This is a genomic window from Mammaliicoccus sp. O-M54, assembly GCF_022386035.1.
GTDB classification, from domain to species: Bacteria; Bacillota; Bacilli; order Staphylococcales; family Staphylococcaceae; genus Mammaliicoccus; species Mammaliicoccus sciuri_A.
The window spans coordinates 125,328-145,094 of record NZ_JAJNJE010000003.1; the positions used below are offsets into that span (position 1 = coordinate 125,328).

The 19,767-nt window shown below is 32.3% G+C and carries 22 protein-coding genes; 2 read left to right on the plus strand and 20 right to left on the minus strand.

Annotated elements, in window-relative coordinates; genetic code table 11:
* Nucleotides 1-331: 331 nt before the first annotated feature.
* The 5 genes from LQ673_RS06545 to LQ673_RS06565 form a co-directional block, all read right to left on the minus strand.
* Complete coding sequence (locus LQ673_RS06545; RefSeq protein ID WP_025904181.1) at nt 332-745, minus strand: Fur family transcriptional regulator; 414 nt, start codon at nt 743-745, stop codon at nt 332-334.
* Nucleotides 708-1,589, minus strand: a complete 882-nt coding sequence (locus LQ673_RS06550; RefSeq protein WP_037588309.1) for a metal ABC transporter permease — start codon at nt 1,587-1,589, stop codon at nt 708-710. Before LQ673_RS06550 ends, LQ673_RS06545 begins: the two co-directional genes overlap by 38 nt.
* A gap of 100 nt (nt 1,590-1,689) precedes the next feature.
* Nucleotides 1,690-2,496, minus strand: a complete 807-nt coding sequence (locus LQ673_RS06555; RefSeq protein WP_025904183.1) for a metal ABC transporter ATP-binding protein — start codon at nt 2,494-2,496, stop codon at nt 1,690-1,692.
* A gap of 245 nt (nt 2,497-2,741) precedes the next feature.
* On the minus strand, nt 2,742-3,632 hold the full coding sequence (locus tag LQ673_RS06560) for a deoxyribonuclease IV (protein ID WP_025904184.1): 891 nt from the start codon (nt 3,630-3,632) through the stop codon (nt 2,742-2,744).
* A gap of 9 nt (nt 3,633-3,641) precedes the next feature.
* Nucleotides 3,642-4,976, minus strand: coding sequence for a DEAD/DEAH box helicase (locus LQ673_RS06565; protein WP_025904185.1), 1,335 nt, complete (start codon nt 4,974-4,976; stop codon nt 3,642-3,644).
* Nucleotides 4,977-5,125: 149 nt separating this feature from the next.
* On the opposite strand from LQ673_RS06565, the gene LQ673_RS06570 reads away from it, so the two are divergent.
* The gene (locus tag LQ673_RS06570) at nt 5,126-6,094 is read left to right on the plus strand and encodes a 4-hydroxy-3-methylbut-2-enyl diphosphate reductase (protein WP_191835614.1); all 969 of its coding nucleotides are present in this window, start codon (nt 5,126-5,128) and stop codon (nt 6,092-6,094) included.
* A 29-nt stretch (nt 6,095-6,123) separates the two neighbouring features.
* On the opposite strand, the gene LQ673_RS06575 is transcribed toward LQ673_RS06570, so the two are convergent.
* From LQ673_RS06575 to ccpN, 7 genes are all read right to left on the minus strand, one after another.
* Nucleotides 6,124-7,215, minus strand: a complete 1,092-nt coding sequence (locus LQ673_RS06575; RefSeq protein WP_191835615.1) for a Nif3-like dinuclear metal center hexameric protein — start codon at nt 7,213-7,215, stop codon at nt 6,124-6,126.
* Entirely contained in the window at nt 7,215-7,880 is a 666-nt protein-coding gene (locus LQ673_RS06580; protein WP_191835616.1) for a tRNA (adenine(22)-N(1))-methyltransferase, read from the minus strand. Before LQ673_RS06580 ends, LQ673_RS06575 begins: the two co-directional genes overlap by 1 nt.
* 54 nt (nt 7,881-7,934) lie before the next feature.
* Nucleotides 7,935-8,288 (minus strand): c-type cytochrome, encoded by a 354-nt coding sequence (locus LQ673_RS06585; protein WP_025904189.1) that lies wholly within the window; start codon nt 8,286-8,288, stop codon nt 7,935-7,937.
* Between the two features lie 100 nt (nt 8,289-8,388).
* Nucleotides 8,389-9,498 carry an RNA polymerase sigma factor RpoD gene (gene rpoD / locus LQ673_RS06590; RefSeq protein WP_025904190.1) on the minus strand — a complete coding sequence of 370 codons (1,110 nt, stop codon included), beginning with the start codon at nt 9,496-9,498 and terminating at the stop codon, nt 8,389-8,391.
* 26 nt (nt 9,499-9,524) lie between these two features.
* Complete coding sequence (gene dnaG, locus LQ673_RS06595; protein ID WP_239705285.1) at nt 9,525-11,297, minus strand: DNA primase; 1,773 nt, start codon at nt 11,295-11,297, stop codon at nt 9,525-9,527.
* Nucleotides 11,298-11,308: 11 nt separating this feature from the next.
* Entirely contained in the window at nt 11,309-12,124 is an 816-nt protein-coding gene (locus LQ673_RS06600; RefSeq protein WP_037588325.1) for a pyruvate, water dikinase regulatory protein, read from the minus strand.
* A 14-nt stretch (nt 12,125-12,138) separates the two neighbouring features.
* Complete coding sequence (ccpN, locus tag LQ673_RS06605) at nt 12,139-12,774, minus strand: transcriptional regulator CcpN (RefSeq protein ID WP_191835618.1); 636 nt, start codon at nt 12,772-12,774, stop codon at nt 12,139-12,141.
* Between the two features lie 294 nt (nt 12,775-13,068).
* On the opposite strand from ccpN, the gene LQ673_RS06610 reads away from it, so the two are divergent.
* The gene (locus LQ673_RS06610) at nt 13,069-14,457 is read left to right on the plus strand and encodes a glycine--tRNA ligase (protein WP_025904194.1); all 1,389 of its coding nucleotides are present in this window, start codon (nt 13,069-13,071) and stop codon (nt 14,455-14,457) included.
* Nucleotides 14,458-14,560: 103 nt separating this feature from the next.
* Here the strand turns inward: LQ673_RS06610 and recO are convergent, their stop codons facing one another.
* From recO to LQ673_RS06650, 8 genes are all read right to left on the minus strand, one after another.
* Nucleotides 14,561-15,313: a DNA repair protein RecO gene (gene recO / locus LQ673_RS06615; RefSeq protein WP_159315601.1), complete on the minus strand. Its 753-nt coding sequence runs from the start codon at nt 15,311-15,313 to the stop codon at nt 14,561-14,563.
* Between the two features lie 22 nt (nt 15,314-15,335).
* Complete coding sequence (gene era / locus LQ673_RS06620) at nt 15,336-16,235, minus strand: GTPase Era (RefSeq protein WP_191835619.1); 900 nt, start codon at nt 16,233-16,235, stop codon at nt 15,336-15,338.
* Nucleotides 16,236-16,640, minus strand: coding sequence for a cytidine deaminase (cdd, locus tag LQ673_RS06625; protein ID WP_025904197.1), 405 nt, complete (start codon nt 16,638-16,640; stop codon nt 16,236-16,238).
* 19 nt (nt 16,641-16,659) lie between these two features.
* Nucleotides 16,660-17,007 (minus strand): diacylglycerol kinase family protein, encoded by a 348-nt coding sequence (locus LQ673_RS06630; protein ID WP_191835620.1) that lies wholly within the window; start codon nt 17,005-17,007, stop codon nt 16,660-16,662.
* Nucleotides 17,000-17,461 (minus strand): rRNA maturation RNase YbeY, encoded by a 462-nt coding sequence (gene ybeY / locus LQ673_RS06635; RefSeq protein ID WP_025904199.1) that lies wholly within the window; start codon nt 17,459-17,461, stop codon nt 17,000-17,002. The genes LQ673_RS06630 and ybeY overlap by 8 nt, the downstream gene beginning before the upstream one ends.
* Before the next feature lies 1 nt (nt 17,462).
* Nucleotides 17,463-18,410 carry a PhoH family protein gene (locus LQ673_RS06640; RefSeq protein ID WP_037588335.1) on the minus strand — a complete coding sequence of 316 codons (948 nt, stop codon included), beginning with the start codon at nt 18,408-18,410 and terminating at the stop codon, nt 17,463-17,465.
* A gap of 35 nt (nt 18,411-18,445) precedes the next feature.
* Entirely contained in the window at nt 18,446-18,949 is a 504-nt protein-coding gene (locus LQ673_RS06645; RefSeq protein ID WP_232174156.1) for a PH domain-containing protein, read from the minus strand.
* A 102-nt stretch (nt 18,950-19,051) separates the two neighbouring features.
* Nucleotides 19,052-19,756 (minus strand): hypothetical protein, encoded by a 705-nt coding sequence (locus LQ673_RS06650; protein ID WP_191835621.1) that lies wholly within the window; start codon nt 19,754-19,756, stop codon nt 19,052-19,054.
* Nucleotides 19,757-19,767: the final 11 nt, after the last annotated feature.

Genomic DNA, 19,767 nt, shown 5'->3' on the forward strand with positions numbered 1-19,767 from the left:
AGATTTTCTAACGATCTTGTTTTTGAGTCTTGATCGTTAGCGTACATAATTTTTTATTTTTTGCATATAAAGTGTCGGCTAACGATCTTGTTTTGTTTTCTTGAACGTTAGAATTTCTAACGATCTTGTTTTTGAGTCTTGATCGTTAGCGCACATAATTTTTTATTTTTTTGCGTATAAATTGCCGGCTAACGATCTTGTTTTCCATTCTTGAACGTTAGAATTTCTAACGATCTTGTTTTTGAGTCTTGATCGTTAGCGCATATTCAATTCTACCTGTTTCCCTCCAAATAAAAAAATGGTAGCTCCTCAAGCTACCATTTTTCTCTTATTATACTGTTTTGCATTGTTCACATTTACCGTATACTTCTAATTTATGTGATGCTATTTCTACATTTGGTAATTGTTGTTTAATTGAATCCATTGGGCAAAAGTCTATTACTTTTGTTGTACCACATGATTCACAAATAAAATGATGATGATGGTGACTTTGACATGCAATTCTAAATTTCATTTCGCCGTCTATTTCAGTACTTTCGATAATATTCAAGTCTTTAAATAAGTATAAATTACGATAAATTGTATCGAAAGATAATCCATTATAATCATCTTTCAATGCTTCTTGAATATATTTAGCTGTGATATATTTATCTTCATCTACAAATAATGAGATGATATCACGACGTTTATTTGTGTACTTATGTCCATCATTTTTCAATATTTGAATGGCTTCCTCTACTTTCAAGATGATAGCCTCCTTTTTTAATCAATACTTTACTATACGCAATACTAGCAAGTAATTCTATAATCAATAATCCTACTATAATACCTCCTGGTGAAATATTCAAATAGAAGGATAATATCAATCCTAGTACTACTGAGATTTCACCGAATAAAATACTTAATGCGATTAACTGTTTAAATCCTTTAGCTAATCTCATACTTGTAGCGACTGGCAATGTCATTAAACTACTCACTAACAAGATACCAACGACTCTCATTGAAGCTGAAATAACAAGTGCGACAATGACAATAAATAATAATTGGATCCACTTTGGCATGCCAATAACTTTTGAGTACTCTTCATCGAATGATAATACAAATAATGACTTGTACAATAACATAACAAAGATTAAGACAATGACCGTAATGACGATAATTGTAAATAAATCACTTAAGTTTACGGCACTAATTGAACCGAATAAATATCCAAATAAATCTTGGTTAAATCCATTTGCTAAAGAAATAAATATAACACTAATACCAATACCACCACTCATAATAATGGGTATCGCGATTTCTTGGTAATGTTTATATTCAGTTCTTAATTGTTCTATTAATAACGCGCCTGCTATTGAAAAAATAATACCAAACCATATCGGATTTATAGTAGCAAACAATGGACTAACACTCATTAAGAACAGTCCCATTGATATACCACCTAACGTCACATGGCTTAAAGCATCCGCAATGAGCGATAGCCTTCTAACTACAATAAATGCCCCTATTAAAGGTGCAATCAATCCTACTAAAATTCCACTTATAAATGAATATCTTATAAAATCAAAATTTAAAAACGCATCAATCACGATATAACACTCCTTCATTCAGGAGCATAAATCTATCTCTCGTTTCAACTGACATATCCAATCTCCTTATTTAAAATCTATTTATTTATTCTGCTCGACGTTAACTTTGTACTAATTCTTCAACTTCTTCATGTGCACAACAGTCACGATCATGTTGATGATCGACAAATTGTACGGGATGTCCATAGATTTTAGATATTGAGACTTCATCTAATGATTTAAATGACTCACTTGTACCATGGAAATGTATATGTTGATTTAAGCAAGCTACTTTACTTGCCGTATCAGCTACAACACCAATATCATGCGTTACAAGAATGATTGTAATCCCTTCTTGTTTTAATTGCGTCAGTAATTGATAAAATTCTGAAACATGTCTCGCATCAATACCTACAGTAGGTTCATCTAATATTAAAATACTCGGTTTAGAAATTAATGCTCTAGCAATAAACGTTCTTTGCTGCTGACCACCTGACAACTGTGCAATATTTTCATTCTTAAGATCACTTATATTTAATCTTTCTAATATGGCATCTACTTGTGCAGCATCTTCTTTATTAAACCATTTGAAAAGACTTTTATTTTTAGTTAAGCCACTCATGACAACTTCTTTTACTGTCGCTGGAAAGCCAGAACTAAAAGCATTAGATTTTTGTGATACGTAACTAATTTTTTCCCAAGATTTATATTGATTAATTTTTTTACCACTTATTAAGATATCACCTTTTTGTAAAGGTAATAAGCCTAATATCAGTTTCAGTAAAGTCGATTTCCCAGAGCCATTTGGGCCAACTATTGCCAAGAAATCTCCTTTATAAATTTGTATATTAATATGGCTAAGTGCCAATTTATTTGGATAGCTATAACTGATATCTTTTAACTCGAAAATCGGTGTTTCTTTTTCCATCTTCATCACCTCGTCAATAGAATACTATACAATGAATATGAAAGAATGTAAATAGTAATGTTTACGAACAAAAAAAGTCTGGGACATAATGTAATGTCTCAGACTTTTCTAGTATCTTGGCAGTAGATGTCTGAATTGAAAATGCGCTTGTACCAAGCTTTTTTCAACTCTAGTCATCCTTGCCGGGGCGGGACTACGAAATCTTTTTATACAAATTAGATTTCTGTCCCGCTCCCTGAATAATGTTATTGATTAAAGATTTTTTCTTTTAAATCTGGATCGAATGTACCATTTTTAATCATTTCGATTTCATATTTATATGGTGGTTTTTTATTCTTTTTGTCATCACCAACATATGGTGTTTCTAAGATTTTAGGTACTTCTTTAAATGCATCATGATTGACGATATAGTGCAATGCATCATAACCAATTGATCCAAAACCAATATTTTCGTGTCTATCTTTTCTTGCACCTTGTGGATTCTTACTGTCGTTTACGTGAAGTACTTTAATACGATCGATACCAACGATTTTATCAAACTCATTTAATACACCATCAAAGTCTTCTTTAACGTTGTAACCAGCATCATTTGTATGACAAGTATCGAAACATACAGATAATCTTTCATTATGGTTAACACCATCAATGATTTGAGCAAGTTCTTCGAATGTTTTACCACATTCAGAACCTTTACCTGCCATTGTTTCCAATGCGATACGTACATCATTATTATTTGTTAATACTTCATTTAAACCTTCAATAATTTTTTGAATACCTTTTTCTTCACCAGCACCAACATGAGCACCTGGATGAAGAACGATGTCTTTAGCACCTAGTGCTTCAGTACGTTCAATTTCTGATTGTAAGAATTCAACACCTAAATTAAATACTTCTGGTTTAGTTGTATTTGCAATATTAATGATATATGGTGCATGCACAACAATGTTAGATAAACCATATTCTTTCATTGCTGCTTTACCATTTTCAATATTTAAATCTTCAATCTTTTTACGTCTTGTGTTTTGTGGAGCACCTGTATAAATCATAAATGTAGAAGCATTATAACTTGCCGCTTCTTCTGCTGCTTGTAATAGCATCTTCTTACCACTCATTGAAACGTGTGATCCAATTAACATATTTGACACCTATCCTTTTCTACTTTGTCTTTTAGTTCTCTTAGAATGAGCTTTCTTCTCTTTAAATTTCAACTCATCTAATTCTCGTTTGAATTTCTTCTTATATCCAGGTTTTACTTTATTTTTATTGTTTCTTTTAATTTTTTGTTTTAGTGATTTTTCAATATTATCTTCTTTTTTTACACGTTTCGTACGCTTTTGACGATCTTTAATTTCTACAAATTCATCGTTTTTAATATCGACATGTTTAAACTTGTAATTATGCTTCTCAATTTGTGTAATTAAATCATCTTCATCTGGTGTATATAATGTAATTGCGATACCTTTATAATCACCACGACCTGTACGACCAACTCTATGTGTAAAGAAGTCTATTTCTTTAGGTAAATCATAGTTGATAACGTGACTTACGCCTTCAATATCAATACCACGTGATGCTAAATCACTTGCGACAACAAATTCAAAGTCTAATTGTTTAATACGCTTCATTTGTTGTGTTCTTTCTCTAGGTGATAAACCACCATGGATAACCCCAACTTTATATCCCTCTTCTGATAAATACGCAACTAATTCATCTGCTCTATCACGGCTATTAGCAAATATAATTGCTAAATAAGGATTAATCACATTCATAACTTTTAAGACTTTTTCTTTTTTCTCAACACCTTTAGTCGGTATTAAGTAAAAGTCGATATTGTCTTTGTTAGATGATGCTGTTTCAATTTCAACAAATTCAGGATTACTTAAATATTTATTTAAGAATGGATGTAATGCTTTAGGAATCGTTGCACTAAATACTGAAATTTGTGCGTTTTCATCTAATCTACTCGCAATACTATCTACTTTAGGCATAAATCCTAAATCAATCATTAAATCTGCTTCATCTACAACTACTGACTTCGCTAGATGTAAATCTAAAGCACGCTCTACAGCCATATCATCAATTCTATTCGGTGTTCCTACAACAACATGTGGTGTATTTTTAGATTTATCAATATCTCTTGATTTATCTGTTCCACCAATGTATAAGCTAACTTTTACACCTTTTTTAAATTGAGTTAAATGTGAAGCTGCATCATATAATTGCTTTGCTAATTCTCTTGTTGGTGCCAAAATAATCACTTGTGGTTCTTTTATATCGACGTCAATTTTATCAAATAATGGTAATAGAAATGCGTGTGATTTCCCAGTACCAGTTTGAGATTGTCCTATTATATTAGATCCTTTTTTAATTTTGGGTATAACTCTTCGCTGTATTTCTGTTGGCTGGTTAAAATGTAAATCTTTAACGGCCTCTACTAATTCATTTTCAAGTTGAAAATGTTCAAACGGATGCTTAGACATAAGCGACCCTCCTCGTTTCTTTTTCACTTCATACATTATATAGTAAATGCGCACTTTATGATAGGCTAAAAGATTTATTTTGAATTTTTATTTCGTTTCTTTAAGACTTGTGTGTTTGTTATAATAGACATTAATAAGGAGGGCAATTTATGGAAATTATAAAGATTACCCCTAGAGGCTATTGTTACGGTGTTGTAGACGCTATGGTTATTGCTAGAAATGCATCTTTAGATAAGTCACTTCCAAGACCCATTTATATACTAGGCATGATTGTTCATAATAAACATGTGACTGATGCTTTTGAATCTGATGGCATTATTACGTTAGATGGTCCGAACAGATTGAAGATTTTAGAACAAATTGATGAAGGTACCGTTATATTTACTGCGCATGGTGTGTCACCTGAAGTCAAAAGACGTGCTAAAGAAAAAGGACTCGTTTGTATAGATGCGACATGTCCAGATGTAGATAATACACATCAGTTAATACGTGACGTTAAATCAAATGGTTATCACGTCATTTATATTGGTAAAAAAGGACACCCAGAACCTGAAGGCGCAGTTGGTGTGGCACCTGATATCGTACATCTCGTTCAAACTTTAGAAGATATCGATGCCTTGCCTGAAGCATTAATGAACCAAAAACTCATCGTAACGAATCAAACAACTATGTCACAATGGGATGTTAAACATCTTATTGATGAATTAAAAGTTAAATATCCTCATATTGAAGTACATGAAGAAATTTGTTTAGCAACACAAGTTAGACAAGAAGCTGTTGCCACACAAGCAGATAAAGCAGATTTACTCATTGTCGTTGGTGATCCTAAAAGTAATAATTCAAATAGATTAGCCCAAGTTTCTAAAGAAATCGCACATACAAACGCATATCGAATTGCTGATTTAAGTGAATTAAAATTAGAATGGCTACAAGACATCGAAAGTGTAGCTGTAACGGCAGGTGCTTCAACTCCAACACCTATCGTTAAAGAAGTCATAGATTATATTAAAAATTATGACCCAACAGAAGTAAATGACGCAAACTTAACCAGTAATGTACCTGTTGAAAAAATATTACCAAAAATCAAAAAGCCTAAACCTGTAAAAATAATGGACTAAAAAAACTGCCGAGTGAATTCGGCAGTTTTTTACATATATTGATAAGGATCTGTATTAATAGAAGATGTTAACACTTTAATCGTTCCATTTGTCCATTCTTCTAATAATGACTTTAATCCTTCTTTCATAACATACTCACTATAATGATTAACATCTAAGACGTTTATACCGTCCATTAGTGCATCTAATGCTTCGTGATGTTTAACGTCTCCAGTAATAAATAAATCAGCTTGTTGTGCTTTAGCTAAATTTGCATATTCAATACCCGCACCACCAACAATTGCGACGCGTTTTATTTGCGCTGATTGGTCTCCTATAAATCTAACTGCTGGTATAGCGAGCTTTTCTTTATAGTTTTGCACAAATTCATTTACTGATTGCGTTACATTTAATTCTCCGATAATTCCTAAGCCTACAGAAGATGTTCTCGACATTTTGATGAAATCATAAACGGGTTCTTCATATGGATGCGTTTGAATAATGAGTTCTTTAGCAAGTGCTAAATCTTTATCATCAACCATTAATTCTAATTTCGTTTCATAAACTGTCTCAGTCTTATCAGCTTGTCCAAGGTGTGGATTAGCTGTTGCGCTCGGTTTAAATTGGCCTTTACCTTGAGACTGGAAAAATACTTCGCTGTATTCTTCTGTTTGAGCTAAATGATGTTCATTAAATGCAGCTTTCATTGCTTCAACATCTTGATCAGGTAAGAAAATTTGTACTTTATAATATGATTCTTGTTGTTCTTCTAATACTTTCATATTACTTAATCCTATTTGTTGTCCAATCATGTAACTAACGCCTTTAGGATGTACATCAAGATTTGTATGAAGTGCTATCAAATTGATGTCATGCTGAATCAATTTACGAATAATTGGACCATAGCTTTTATCCGTAATATTTTTAACACCTTTAAAAATAAGTGGATGATGTGCAATTATCGTATTGATATTGTTTTGAATGGCTTCATCTACAACTTCTAACGTACAATCTAATGTTGTTAATACACCGTTCACTTCACTTTTTTCTGAACCAATTAATAAACCAACATTATCCCAAGATTCACTCGTAGAAAATGGAACTTGTTTATCAATTTCGTGTAATAGCTCTTGAATAATCATTAAAGCACCTCTTTTATTTGAAGTATTTGTTGATTAATTTCATTATACCTATTTTTATCCTCATGATGTTCTAATTGTTTACTAATTTTATTAAGTGACTCTAACTCTCTTTCCCATTTTTCATAGAATAAATCATTTTTATTGGCTAATAATTTAGGACCAAATTTTAATTCTAATTCATTTAGGTCCATCTCACCTTTTTTAGCCACTATGATTTCATATATATGTTTTTTATCTTTAATAAGTTGTTCATCAACGATTTGATAACCAATGCTTTGTAATACTTTTCTAATTGGTAACGCATGTATATTAGCTTGTAAAATTAGATCAGGATGCCCAGTTAACTTATGCTTTCCTTCTTCAATAATTTGAGCAATTAATGGACCACCCATGCCACAAATCGTGATGGCATCGATCGTATCGTCTACTACTTCTAAACCGTCGCCCAGTTTAACTTCAATAAGTTCATTCATACCATATAATTTAGTATTCTTTTGAGCAGCAAGAAAAGGTCCTTTAACAACTTCTCCAGCAATCGCTTCTTTAATTAATCCATTTTGAATTGCGTATATAGGTAAATATGCATGATCGGAACCGATATCTGCTAATTTATGATGATTTAAATATTCACTTACCTTCATTAAACGTTTATTTATTTGGATCATTATTTTTCCCTTTCATTAAAAAAATCTTTTGCAATAGCAAAAGATTTTTTTGTGTTATTTAGCGCCATCTTTTAAGTACTTGACAAGTGTGTCTAAATCTTTATTTGAAATAGTAGCTTCGTCATGTGCAGGCATTGAACCTTTACCTTCACGAATGATTTTTTTCATTTCATCGGCACCTTTTTTGCTTCCAGCTAATTTAGGTCCCATTCCACCTTCAAGATTTTGTCCATGACAACTTGTACAATTGTCCTTAGCGAATGTAGCTGCATCAAACTTTTCAGTTTTTGCACCGCCACCGCCTTCTTTTTCTTCCTCTTTGTTAGCACCATGTGCTGACATGAAGAATATTAATCCTACACCGAGTAGTAAAATCAGAATAAACGGGATAACAGGATTACGATTCATTCATACAACCTCCCTTTTGTTAAACCTTCATACAATTATATTTTATATTAAAACAAGGCATTGTCAAAGGCTTTTTGGGATTAATATAAACTTTTCATGTTTAATCCATAAAATCTTTCAAACGCTTACTTCTAGATGGGTGTCTTAACTTGCGTAATGCCTTCGCTTCTATTTGACGAATACGTTCTCTTGTAACACCAAATACTTTACCAACTTCTTCAAGAGTTCTTGTTCTACCATCATCAAGACCAAATCTTAATCTTAATACATTTTCTTCTCTGTCAGTTAATGTATCTAATACATCTTCTAATTGTTCTTTAAGCAATTCATATGCAGCATGATCTGATGGACTTTGTGCATCTTGGTCTTCAATAAAGTCGCCTAAGTGACTGTCATCTTCTTCACCAATTGGCGTTTCTAATGATACTGGTTCTTGAGCAATTTTCAGAATTTCACGAACTTTTTCTGGTGGTAAGTCCATTTCTTCACCAATTTCTTCAGGAGATGGGTCTCTGCCTAAATCTTGTAGTAATTGACGTTGAACACGAATCAATTTATTGATTGTTTCAACCATATGAACTGGGATACGGATTGTACGTGCTTGGTCAGCAATCGCTCTTGTAATTGCTTGACGAATCCACCATGTTGCATATGTTGAGAATTTGAAACCTTTGTTAAAGTCGAATTTTTCTACGGCTTTGATTAGACCCATATTACCTTCTTGAATAAGATCTAGGAATAACATACCTCTACCTACATAACGTTTAGCGATACTTACAACAAGTCTTAAGTTCGCTTCAGCAAGACGTGATTTCGCAACTTCGTCACCTTGCTCGATACGTTTAGCTAATTCGATTTCTTCTTGTGCAGTTAATAAATTGACGCGTCCGATTTCTTTTAAGTACATTCTTACTGGGTCGTTTATTTTAACACCTGGAGGAGCACTTAAGTCATTTAAATTTAGTTTGTCATTTGTATCACTTGAATCTTTTTCATTAATAAGATTGATTTCATTCTCATTAATTAAATCAAAGAAATCATCCATTTGATCTGGATCCATTTCGAAGTTTTGCAATTTATCTGCAATTTCTTCGTGACTCAAATGTCCTGCTTTTTTACCTTGTTCAATTAATTGGTGCTTAACTTGTTCAATTGTAAGCACTTCTTCATTATTAGCGCTATTAATTTTGTTTAATTCTTTATCAGACATGAATAGGCCTCCCGGGTTATTAACTCTTACATTCTATTCCGATTATATTGTACAATTTGTTCTAAATATTGCCTTTGCAGTGCGATATCGCCTGCTTGCATTGCTTTATTCAATTGTTGATTCAAATATTCTATGGAATTTTCTTTGTGTTCGTTAGGACTGATAATCCTAATGTAGTCTTCGATTTCTTCTGTCTCTGGTTCATCATTGATGAGCAATGAATCTAGATACATAACCGTTTCAATGATTTGATGTTCTTCAATGTAACTTGAAAAATCACTTATGTTAAAAACATCGTTATTCTTATAATACCCATTTAAACGTGAAAAAATCACTCTATTATTCAATGAAGTGAAGTCTTCTTGATTAATCCTAGAATGATATTCTAAAAATAGCTGTTTATGATTCATAAAATGTTTTAACAACGCTTGCTCTGCTCTACCGACTTTATCAAGTTTTTTTTCCTTCATTTCAGGAACGAAATTATTATAATCGGTATAATTTTGAACAATATTAGGCGAAAGTCGATTTTTTAGACTGTTAACATCTACTTTATACAAATCTGCTACTTGTTGCAATACTTTTTTTCTTAAAAATTCCGATTGAATCAGATTGATGTCATGAATCAACTCTTCAATATGTTGTTCATGTTTTAAATCATTATTTTCGTTGGCATAATATAATTGTTGCGCTTTATATGCAACATATGATTGTTTTTGCCCTTCAACAAATGATTTGAAAGCATCACTTCCGTATTCTGTAATATAATCATCAGGGTCCATCGTTTTTGGTAAATTGACAACAAAGACATTTAATCCTTCATTTAATAAGTCTTTACCAACATTTATGGCAGCTTCTTTTCCTGCGAAATCTCCATCATACAGTAAAGTTACATTAGATGCCAGTTTTTTGACCATCGTAACGTGTTCTCTAGATAATGCTGTACCCATTGTTGCTACAACTTGTTTAATATCCGCTTCGAATGATTTTATGACATCCATAAATCCTTCTAATAGAATAACTTCATCATTTTGTCTTATAAATTTCCTTGCGCGATCAATGTTGTATAACATTTTTCTTTTTTGGAATATAGGTGTTTCTGGACTGTTTAAATATTTCGGCGATTGATCGGTATACGTTCGACCAGAGAAACCAACTGTCTTACCTTGGAAATTTAACAATGGAAAGATGATTCTGTCTCTGAATCGGTCAAAGTAATCAAACGTTTCATCATTTCGGCTTAACAAACCTGCTTCATAAGCAAGTACAGCATCATAACCATTTTTCTCTAAAAAGTCATGCGTGAATTTCGAATGGTTTGGTGCATATCCAATTTTTCTATCATTAATCAATTCTTCAGTGAAACCTCTTGATTTTAAATAGTTTAAAGCTGCCTCACCTTCTTCAGTATGCTTCAATATATAATGGTAGTTATTTGCCATCAACTCATGCATTTCAATCATTTTGATATGGTCATCCACAATACCTTCAGTTGGTGCTGTTTCTTGCTGTTCTATATGAATATCTACTTTATCACCCAATTCTCTGACTGCATCGACAAATGATATTCCTTTAATTTCTTGAATAAATTGAAAAACATTGCCGCCTTTCTTACAACCAAAGCAATGACAAATTTGTTTATCTTCAGATACTGAAAACGACGGTGTCTTTTCATCATGGAAAGGACATAATCCAATGTAATTACGTCCTCTCTTTTCTAGTTTCACATATTCACTTACGACATCTAATATGTCATTCTTCTCACGTATTTCATTAATGAGTTCTTGTTCTATACGCATCCTGTCACCCTTTAACGGTTTTGTTGTGTAATGATTTTAATAATGTCATTTGCTGTTTCTTCTATAGCTTTGTCAGAAACATCTAGTACAGGACAGCCAATTTTCTCAACAATTTCCTCGAAGTATCTTAATTCTTCTTCGATTCTGTCATCTTTCGCATAATTAGCATCATCACTTAAACCTAATTGAATTAATCTTGCTCTTCTAATCGCATTAAGGTTTTTTTGATTAATTTTTAAAGCGATACATTTCTTAGGATCTATTTCAAATAATCCTTCTGGTGGTGCAACTTCAGGCACTAATGGTACATTCATTACTTTATAACGTTTATGTGCCAAGTATTGTGACAATGGTGTTTTTGAAGTTCTAGATACACCAATAAGAATGATATCAGCTTTTGGTAAGCCACGTGGATCTCTACCATCATCATATTTAACCGCAAATTCGATTGCTTCAATTTTCTTGAAATAATCTTCATCTAATTTATGGATATTGCCTGGCTCATTAAGTGGGGCTTCATTAAGTTCATTGCTTAATATGCTCATCAATGGACCCATAATGTCTACATTTTCTATATTATTTTCTTCTAATTTTTCTTTTAAGTATAATCGCATTTCTGGTTTAACCAATGTATAAACGACTATTGATTTTTGTTCTAATGCTAATGATACAACTTCATTAATATTACTTTCATTCTCTATATACGGTAATCTGACAATATCTAAAGCATTTCCTTCTGTCTTATATTGAGACGTACATGCTTTCGTAACAAGCTCTGCCGTTTCTCCTACTGAATCGGATGCTATAATTATTCTTATCTCTTCCATTTAACTAATTCCTCCTACTCATCTTCAATAAGTGAAACAAATGCTCTTGTGATCGTTGTTTTTGTAATTCTGCCTTTAACTTTCATTTTGTCGCCTTTAAGTTTTTTGACAACTGGTATTGCATCTATTTGTTTATCAATTAATAATTTAGCTGCATAAATCAATAAGTCATCTTCTAAACATACTGTTATGTTTGGCATTCTACTCATATTAATACTAACAGGTGTATCTTTTAAGCTTTGACCACCTATTGCTGCTCTCAGTAAATCTTTTCTCGAACAAACGCCGATTAAATTCCCTTCATTATTTATAACAAATAATGTGCCAACATCTTCTAAAAACATCTTACATATTGCTTCATATACAGAAATACTTTCTTCTATTACGACTGGTATCGCCATCGATTCTTTTACGGTCATTTTTTTAATTGAATCACTTAATAATTGTGTACTTGATTTCCCTGTATAAAAATATCCTACTCTAGGTCTTGCATCAAGATAACCTGCCATTGTTAAAATTGCTAAATCTGGTCTTAAAGTTGCTCTTGTTAAACTTAATCGTTCAGCTATTTTTTCTCCTGTAATGGGTCCATTGTTCTTAACAATTTGTACAATTTGTTCTTGTCTTTGATTTAATTCGATTGCTCTCACCCCTTCGAACACAATTCAGATAGATTAATTATAACATGTAACGCAAATATTGCTCAATTTGAATATCTGTTTTCACTTGATAACTCTCCCATACCGTGCTATATTTTAATTAACTTTGAAATAAAAGCGAGTTAAGGATGGTGAAAGCTTAACATTAAAGTTTTGGCTTACAAAATTTTATAAAAAGTGAGTGGCTACACTAATTTGGGTGGAACCGCGGGTAATATACTCGTCCCAAGGCATTATTTGATGATGTCTTGGGGCTTTTTTAATTTAATTGAGGAGTGAATTTTTATGGCAAAAGATATGGATAAGGTAGTAACATTAGCAAAACATAGAGGGTTTGTATTCCCTGGTAGTGAAATTTATGGTGGTTTAGCAAACACTTGGGACTATGGTCCACTTGGTGTTGAACTAAAAAATAACATTAAAAAAGCATGGTGGCAAAAGTTTGTTCAACAATCTCCATACAACGTTGGACTAGATGCAGCTATTTTAATGAACCCAAGAACTTGGGAAGCTTCAGGTCACTTATCAAACTTTAACGATCCAATGATAGACAACAAAGATTCTAAAATTCGTTACAGAGCAGATAAATTAATTGAAGATTACATGCATAATGTTGAAGGTGATGAGAACTTTATCGCTGACGGTATGAGCTTTGATGAAATGAAACAATTAATTGATGATAAAGGCATCACTTGTCCTGAAAGTGGTACAGCAAACTGGACAGACATTCGTCAATTCAACTTAATGTTCAAAACATTCCAAGGTGTTACTGAATCTTCAACAAACGAAATTTTCTTACGTCCTGAAACTGCACAAGGTATTTTCGTAAACTATAAAAACGTTCAACGTTCTATGCGTAAAAAATTACCATTCGGTATTGCGCAAGTTGGTAAATCATTCAGAAACGAAATTACACCTGGTAACTTCATTTTCAGAACAAGAGAATTCGAACAAATGGAACTTGAATTCTTCTGTAAACCTGGTACTGAAATTGAATGGCAAAATTACTGGAAAGACTTTGCTGCAAAATGGTTAAAAGATTTAGGTATTAAAGAAGAAAATACAAAATTACGTGACCATGACGAAGACGAATTAAGTCACTACTCAAATGCAACAACAGATATCGAATATAAATTCCCATTTGGTTGGGGAGAACTTTGGGGTATCGCTTCACGAACAGATTACGACTTAAAACAACATAGTGAATTCAGTGGTGAAGACTTCAAATATCACGATCAAGAAACAAATGAAAAATTCATCCCTTACTGTATCGAACCATCATTAGGTGCTGACCGTGTAACATTAGCATTCTTATGTGACGCATACGAAGAAGAAAATGAAGGTGAGAAAGACCAACGTACAGTATTGCATTTCCACCCTGCTTTAGCACCTTATAAAGCAGCAATCTTACCATTAAGCAAAAAACTTTCACCAGATGCTATTAAAGTATATGAAAAATTAAGTGAAAGATTTGCAATCGACTTTGATGAGTCACAATCAATCGGTAAACGTTACCGTAGACAAGATGAAATTGGTACACCATACTGTATCACATTTGACTTCGATTCATTAGAAGACAACCAAGTTACAGTACGTGACAGAGACACAATGGAACAAGTACGTATGCCAATTGATGAAGTTGAAAACTTCTTAGCTGAAAAAATTAGATTCTAATACTAAACAAAAAACAGAGCAAAAACTTATAAATTAAGTTTAGCTCTGTTTTTTTATAATTAAGTTGTTAAGAAACCATTACGAAACACTTCACATAAGACTTTTACATTTTTAAGTTTTCGAGTTGGTTGAGTAATTTTTTGGTTCTAAATACAACTCCAACGTATTCGTCATACATATTATCGATTAAAGTTTGTATTTCTTTTTTGACTTGTTCGTTTATTTTAAAACTGTTTAAATGTTTGATCGGTAATTGATACATAAGATTCATAAAATATAATGCTCTATTAGATATTCGATATGCATGTTCATCGTGTATTAATGCTTGATTGCTAAGTGGTCCGTTATATTTGAAACTATAGGCATTTAGTTGCTGTTGATCCATATCTCCTGTTACGACGCACGCATTAAAAGTTGGTTCATAACCATATTTAGGCATACATTTCAACGCAACAATCATGCTCATCGTATCTGCATCAACGCCTCTTTCTACTGCTTGAAATACACCTAACAATAAATCATAAAAGAATACATCATGTTCTTCCGCTTCTAACGCCTTATCTACGACTTCTATACAATATGCACCATATGCACTTTTAAAAATATCGGATTGCATCGTTCTATGACTGTTTATAATATCAGCAGATGATAGTGTGCCCATTCCTTTAAACTTCGAAAAAATAAACAAGCCATGTACAAAGGGCTGAGTAGCACCTTGTAGTGGATGACTTGTTTTTTTAGCACCACGTGCCATTAATGGAACTTTATGACCGTGTTCATTTAATATAGTGATGATTTTATTGTTTTCACCATAATCTACAGAGCGAATGACAAATCCTTCTTGTTTATAAAGCATTATATCATCGCCTCCATTCTACTTAATACTCGTCTTCTCTATAACCAATTTGTTTAATGAAATTAGGTTTATTACGCCAATCTTTTTGTACTTTAACCCATAAATCCAAGTATACTTTTGAGCCAAGTAGCATTTCAATATCTCTTCTTGCACGTTTACCTATTTCTTTAAGCATTTTACCGCCTTTACCAATGACAATGCCTTTTTGTGAGTCTCTTTCAACATAAATTGTTGCTTCTACTTGGACTTTCTCACCTTCTGCTTTAGTCATTTTATCAACGTTCACACCGATAGCATGCGGAATTTCTTGATTCGTAAGGTGTAATGCTTTCTCTCTTATCAACTCAGCTACAACAAATTGTTCTGGGTGATCAGAAATTTGGTCTTTAGGATAATACATTGGACCTTCTTCAAGGTACTTTTTAAATTGTTCTAGTAGTGTCTCAATGTTTAATCCTTCTAATGCTGAAATTGGAATAATTTCTGCAAAATCCATTGTTTTTTGATACTTTTCAATTTCAACTAATAGTTGATCAGGGTGAATTAAATCTATTTTATTTAACACTAAAAATACTGGTGTTTTCGTTTGTTTCAACAATTCGATAATGTATTCGTCGCCTTTACCGATGCTTTCATCAACATTAACCATAAACATGATTAAGTCTACTTCTTTTAAAGTATTTTTAGCGATTTTCATCATGTAATCACCTAAAGCATGTTTAGGTTTATGAATACCAGGTGTATCAATAAATATCATTTGAGCATCATTTGTTGTTAATACACCTTGCACTTTGTTTCGAGTCGTTTGTGCTTTATCAGACATTATCGCTACTTTATGACCAATAACTTTATTCATAAAAGTAGATTTACCAACATTAGGTCTACCTATTATAGATATAAACCCTGATTTAAATTCATTCATTTATTCTAGATCCTTTCCTGAGAAACCTAAAGGTAATAATTCATTAACTGTAGTTTCAATTCTTTCATTTGTTTGATGTGTTAAAAATACTGGCATGTCATCATCACATAACTCTTTTAACACTTGTCTGCATGTGCCACATGGAGATGATGGTTTATCAGCATCTACTGTAACTGTAATACATTTGAAGTCTCCCGGTCTATACCCATCTGACATTGCTGCAACGAGTGCAGATCTCTCAGCACAAATTGTTGATGGGTAAGCTGCATTTTCAATGTTAGCACCATAATAAGCTTTACCATCTTTCGTTACTAAATATGCACCTACATTAAATTTAGAATATGGTGTATATGCTCTCTTTTGTGCTTCTCTTGCACCTTCATACCACTCTTGTTTGAATTCCATACCATTTCCCCCTATATGTTTATATTATTTTTGGTAAAAATATGATTATCCCGATTATTGCAGCCATTATTGATGTTAATAAAACGGCTAAAGCGGCTGTATCTTTAGCATGTTTAGCAAGTAAGTTATATTCATCCGTAAACATATCTACTACATACTCTATAGAAGTATTAATAACCTCTACAATGAGTACACTAAATATTGCAAATAAAATCCATAACCATTCAAATGTATTGAGATTTAATATTAAACTAACAATCAATACAAGTACAGCGAATATAAGATGTAATAAAAAGTTTTTATCTTTTTTTAGAATCGTCACTAAACCTGCTAAAGGAAATTTAAAGCGATTTACAAATTTATTCACGTGTTAATCCAAATTCATTTAATATTTCATCTTGTCGAGAAAACATTTCTTTTTCATCTTCTTCAGTCATATGATCATAACCTAGTAAATGTAAAAATCCATGTAATGCTAAAAATCCTAATTCTCTACTCAAACTATGATTATAAGACTCAGCTTGCTCTTTAGCAACTTCAAGACAGATGATAATATCACCTAACACTCTAGGCATATCTAAGCCTTCTATTTCAGGCTCATCTTCTTCTAACGAAAATGAAATAACATCTGTTACTTTATCTTTATCGCGATAATCACGATTGATAGCTTGAATCTCTTCTTCATCGACAAATGAAATTGAAAGTTCTGCTTCTTCAGTAATATTTTCCTTTTTAGCAGCAAAAGTGAGCAATGATTCAATTTGATTTTTTGTATCTTCATCAATTACTTGTTGCTCATCTATAAAATCCATTGTTAGCATATTATTTCTCCTCTTCGTATGCGTTTATTATTTTACCTACTAATGGGTGTCTCACAACGTCTGTTTGTTCTAAGTATGTCATTGCTATACCTTTTACACCACTTAATCGTTGATCAGCTTCAATTAATCCACTTTTCACACCTTTAGGTAAATCGATTTGTGTACGGTCACCTGTTACAACCATTTTTGAACCGAAACCTAATCTTGTTAAGAACATCTTCATCTGTGGGTGTGTTGTATTCTGAGCTTCATCTAGGATTACAAACGCATCATCTAATGTACGACCTCGCATATAAGCAAGTGGTGCGATTTCTATCGTACCTCTTTCAATTAAGCGTGATGTTTGCTCAGTTCCTAACACTGTATGAAGCCCATCATATAAAGGTCTTAAATAAGGGTCTACTTTTTCTTTTAAATCACCTGGTAAGAAACCTAATGATTCACCTGCTTCAACTGCAGGACGCGTTAATACGATACGTTTCACTTGTCCTAGGCGCAATGCCCTTGCAGCCATTACAACAGCTAAGAAGGTCTTCCCTGTACCTGCTGGACCTATACCGAATACTAAGTCATTGTTCTTTATATTATTGATATATACTCTTTGACCCATTGTTTTAGCTCTTATTATTTTGCCATTACTATCTTTAGTGATTTCTTCATCATATAAATTAATGAGTTGATCGATTGTTCCTTTGTCAGCCATTTTAACAGCTGCTTGGACATCATTAATCGTTATACTCGCACCACTCTCGATTACTTTTAATAAGTTCAATAATACTTTTTCAGCTTTTTCAACATTTTCTATACGTTTACCACGGACAGCAATTTCTTGTCCACGTGTTAATATATCCACCTCGAGTTCATTTTCAATATACTTTATGTGCTCATCTCCGTTACCCAACAGAGCTTGAGCTTGATCCATATTCTCGATTTGAATTAATGTAGGCATTAAATATCTCCTTTATAAGTTGAATTGTTGACACTTTAAATGTACCAAACCTTATTGTAACGTGCAATCTTATGCACTTTATTTTGTATATTATTTAGTTTTTCACGTGCAATAATGAGATTTCTAACTTTTTCATATTCATGTAGTCTATTGCTATTATTTAATTTAATTTTAGGATTAATTCGAATTAATGTAATAATAAACTCACGTTCTTCAATTGGACTCACTTTTTCGACCAATTCACCTTTTGAAACAATTTCTAACATACTGTTGCCTTCTATGGATTTAGTCATATTAATTTGATCGATATCAAAGATATTGTAACGATTTTTGAATAATCCTCTTCTTATGGATAAAAAATGCTCTTTTATTGTGTATCTTTCAAAAAGAATGTTTAAAATTATAAGAAAAACGAGAATAAAAGTAATGACTATTAAATACTTATTACTAATAAAAAGCGGTATTAAAGCAATAAAAAATAATAAAATCGAAATGATAATAGATAATATACTCTGTTTTTTCTTAAATACCATTTTCATCACACCCTCTTGAATCCTACCTTTATTGTAAGTCTAAATGGTATTTTTGTGAATAAAAAACAAGCTGAGACATTACATTATGTCCCAGCTTGTTTATATTCGTTATTTTAATTCATTTGGTCTTTTTAAAATTTCTGACCAAATGATACCATTTACGACTTGGTTTTCATCAACATTGATTGCTTCATCGTTAAACTTATGTTTACTGTTTAAATAGAGTTGTTTAACCATCGCTCTTCTCGTTCTTTCTGAAAGTTGCGTGTTGTTGATAATTTGCTCTGCTTCTTTTTCAACATCAGCTATACTTTCACGCTGTACATTCATTAAAGACTTTTTCTCTTCTTGGCTGTATGCCAATAGCTGTTTGATTGCTTCTTGTTGTTTTTTAGGTCTATTTTTATGAATTTGTTCTTTCTTCTGATTGATATAAGCATTCTCATGCTCATTAGATGTTTGCTCTGGTTGTTGTTCTACTTTATGTGTTTGAACAACAGGTCTTTCAACATCTATATTATATTGTTTAAGATGATTGGCAAGTTGATCTGCTAAGTTTTTATAATGGCCAGACATTCGTTCAGTTGAACTTGTTTCTGCTTTTTGTTTATAAGTTTCATACTTATTAACTAACTCTTTTAATTCTTGCTCAGCAGATTTTTTCTTATCTTCAGCTTGTCTATTTACTGGATTTTGTCTTTGTCTTGTTTGAGGTTGCTTATTTTTCTTTTTATTTTTAGAAGCGCCTTCGATTATACCGCTCACGACACTAAAAATAACCCAAATAACAAAGATGATAATGCCTATTTCCATTTTAAATCACC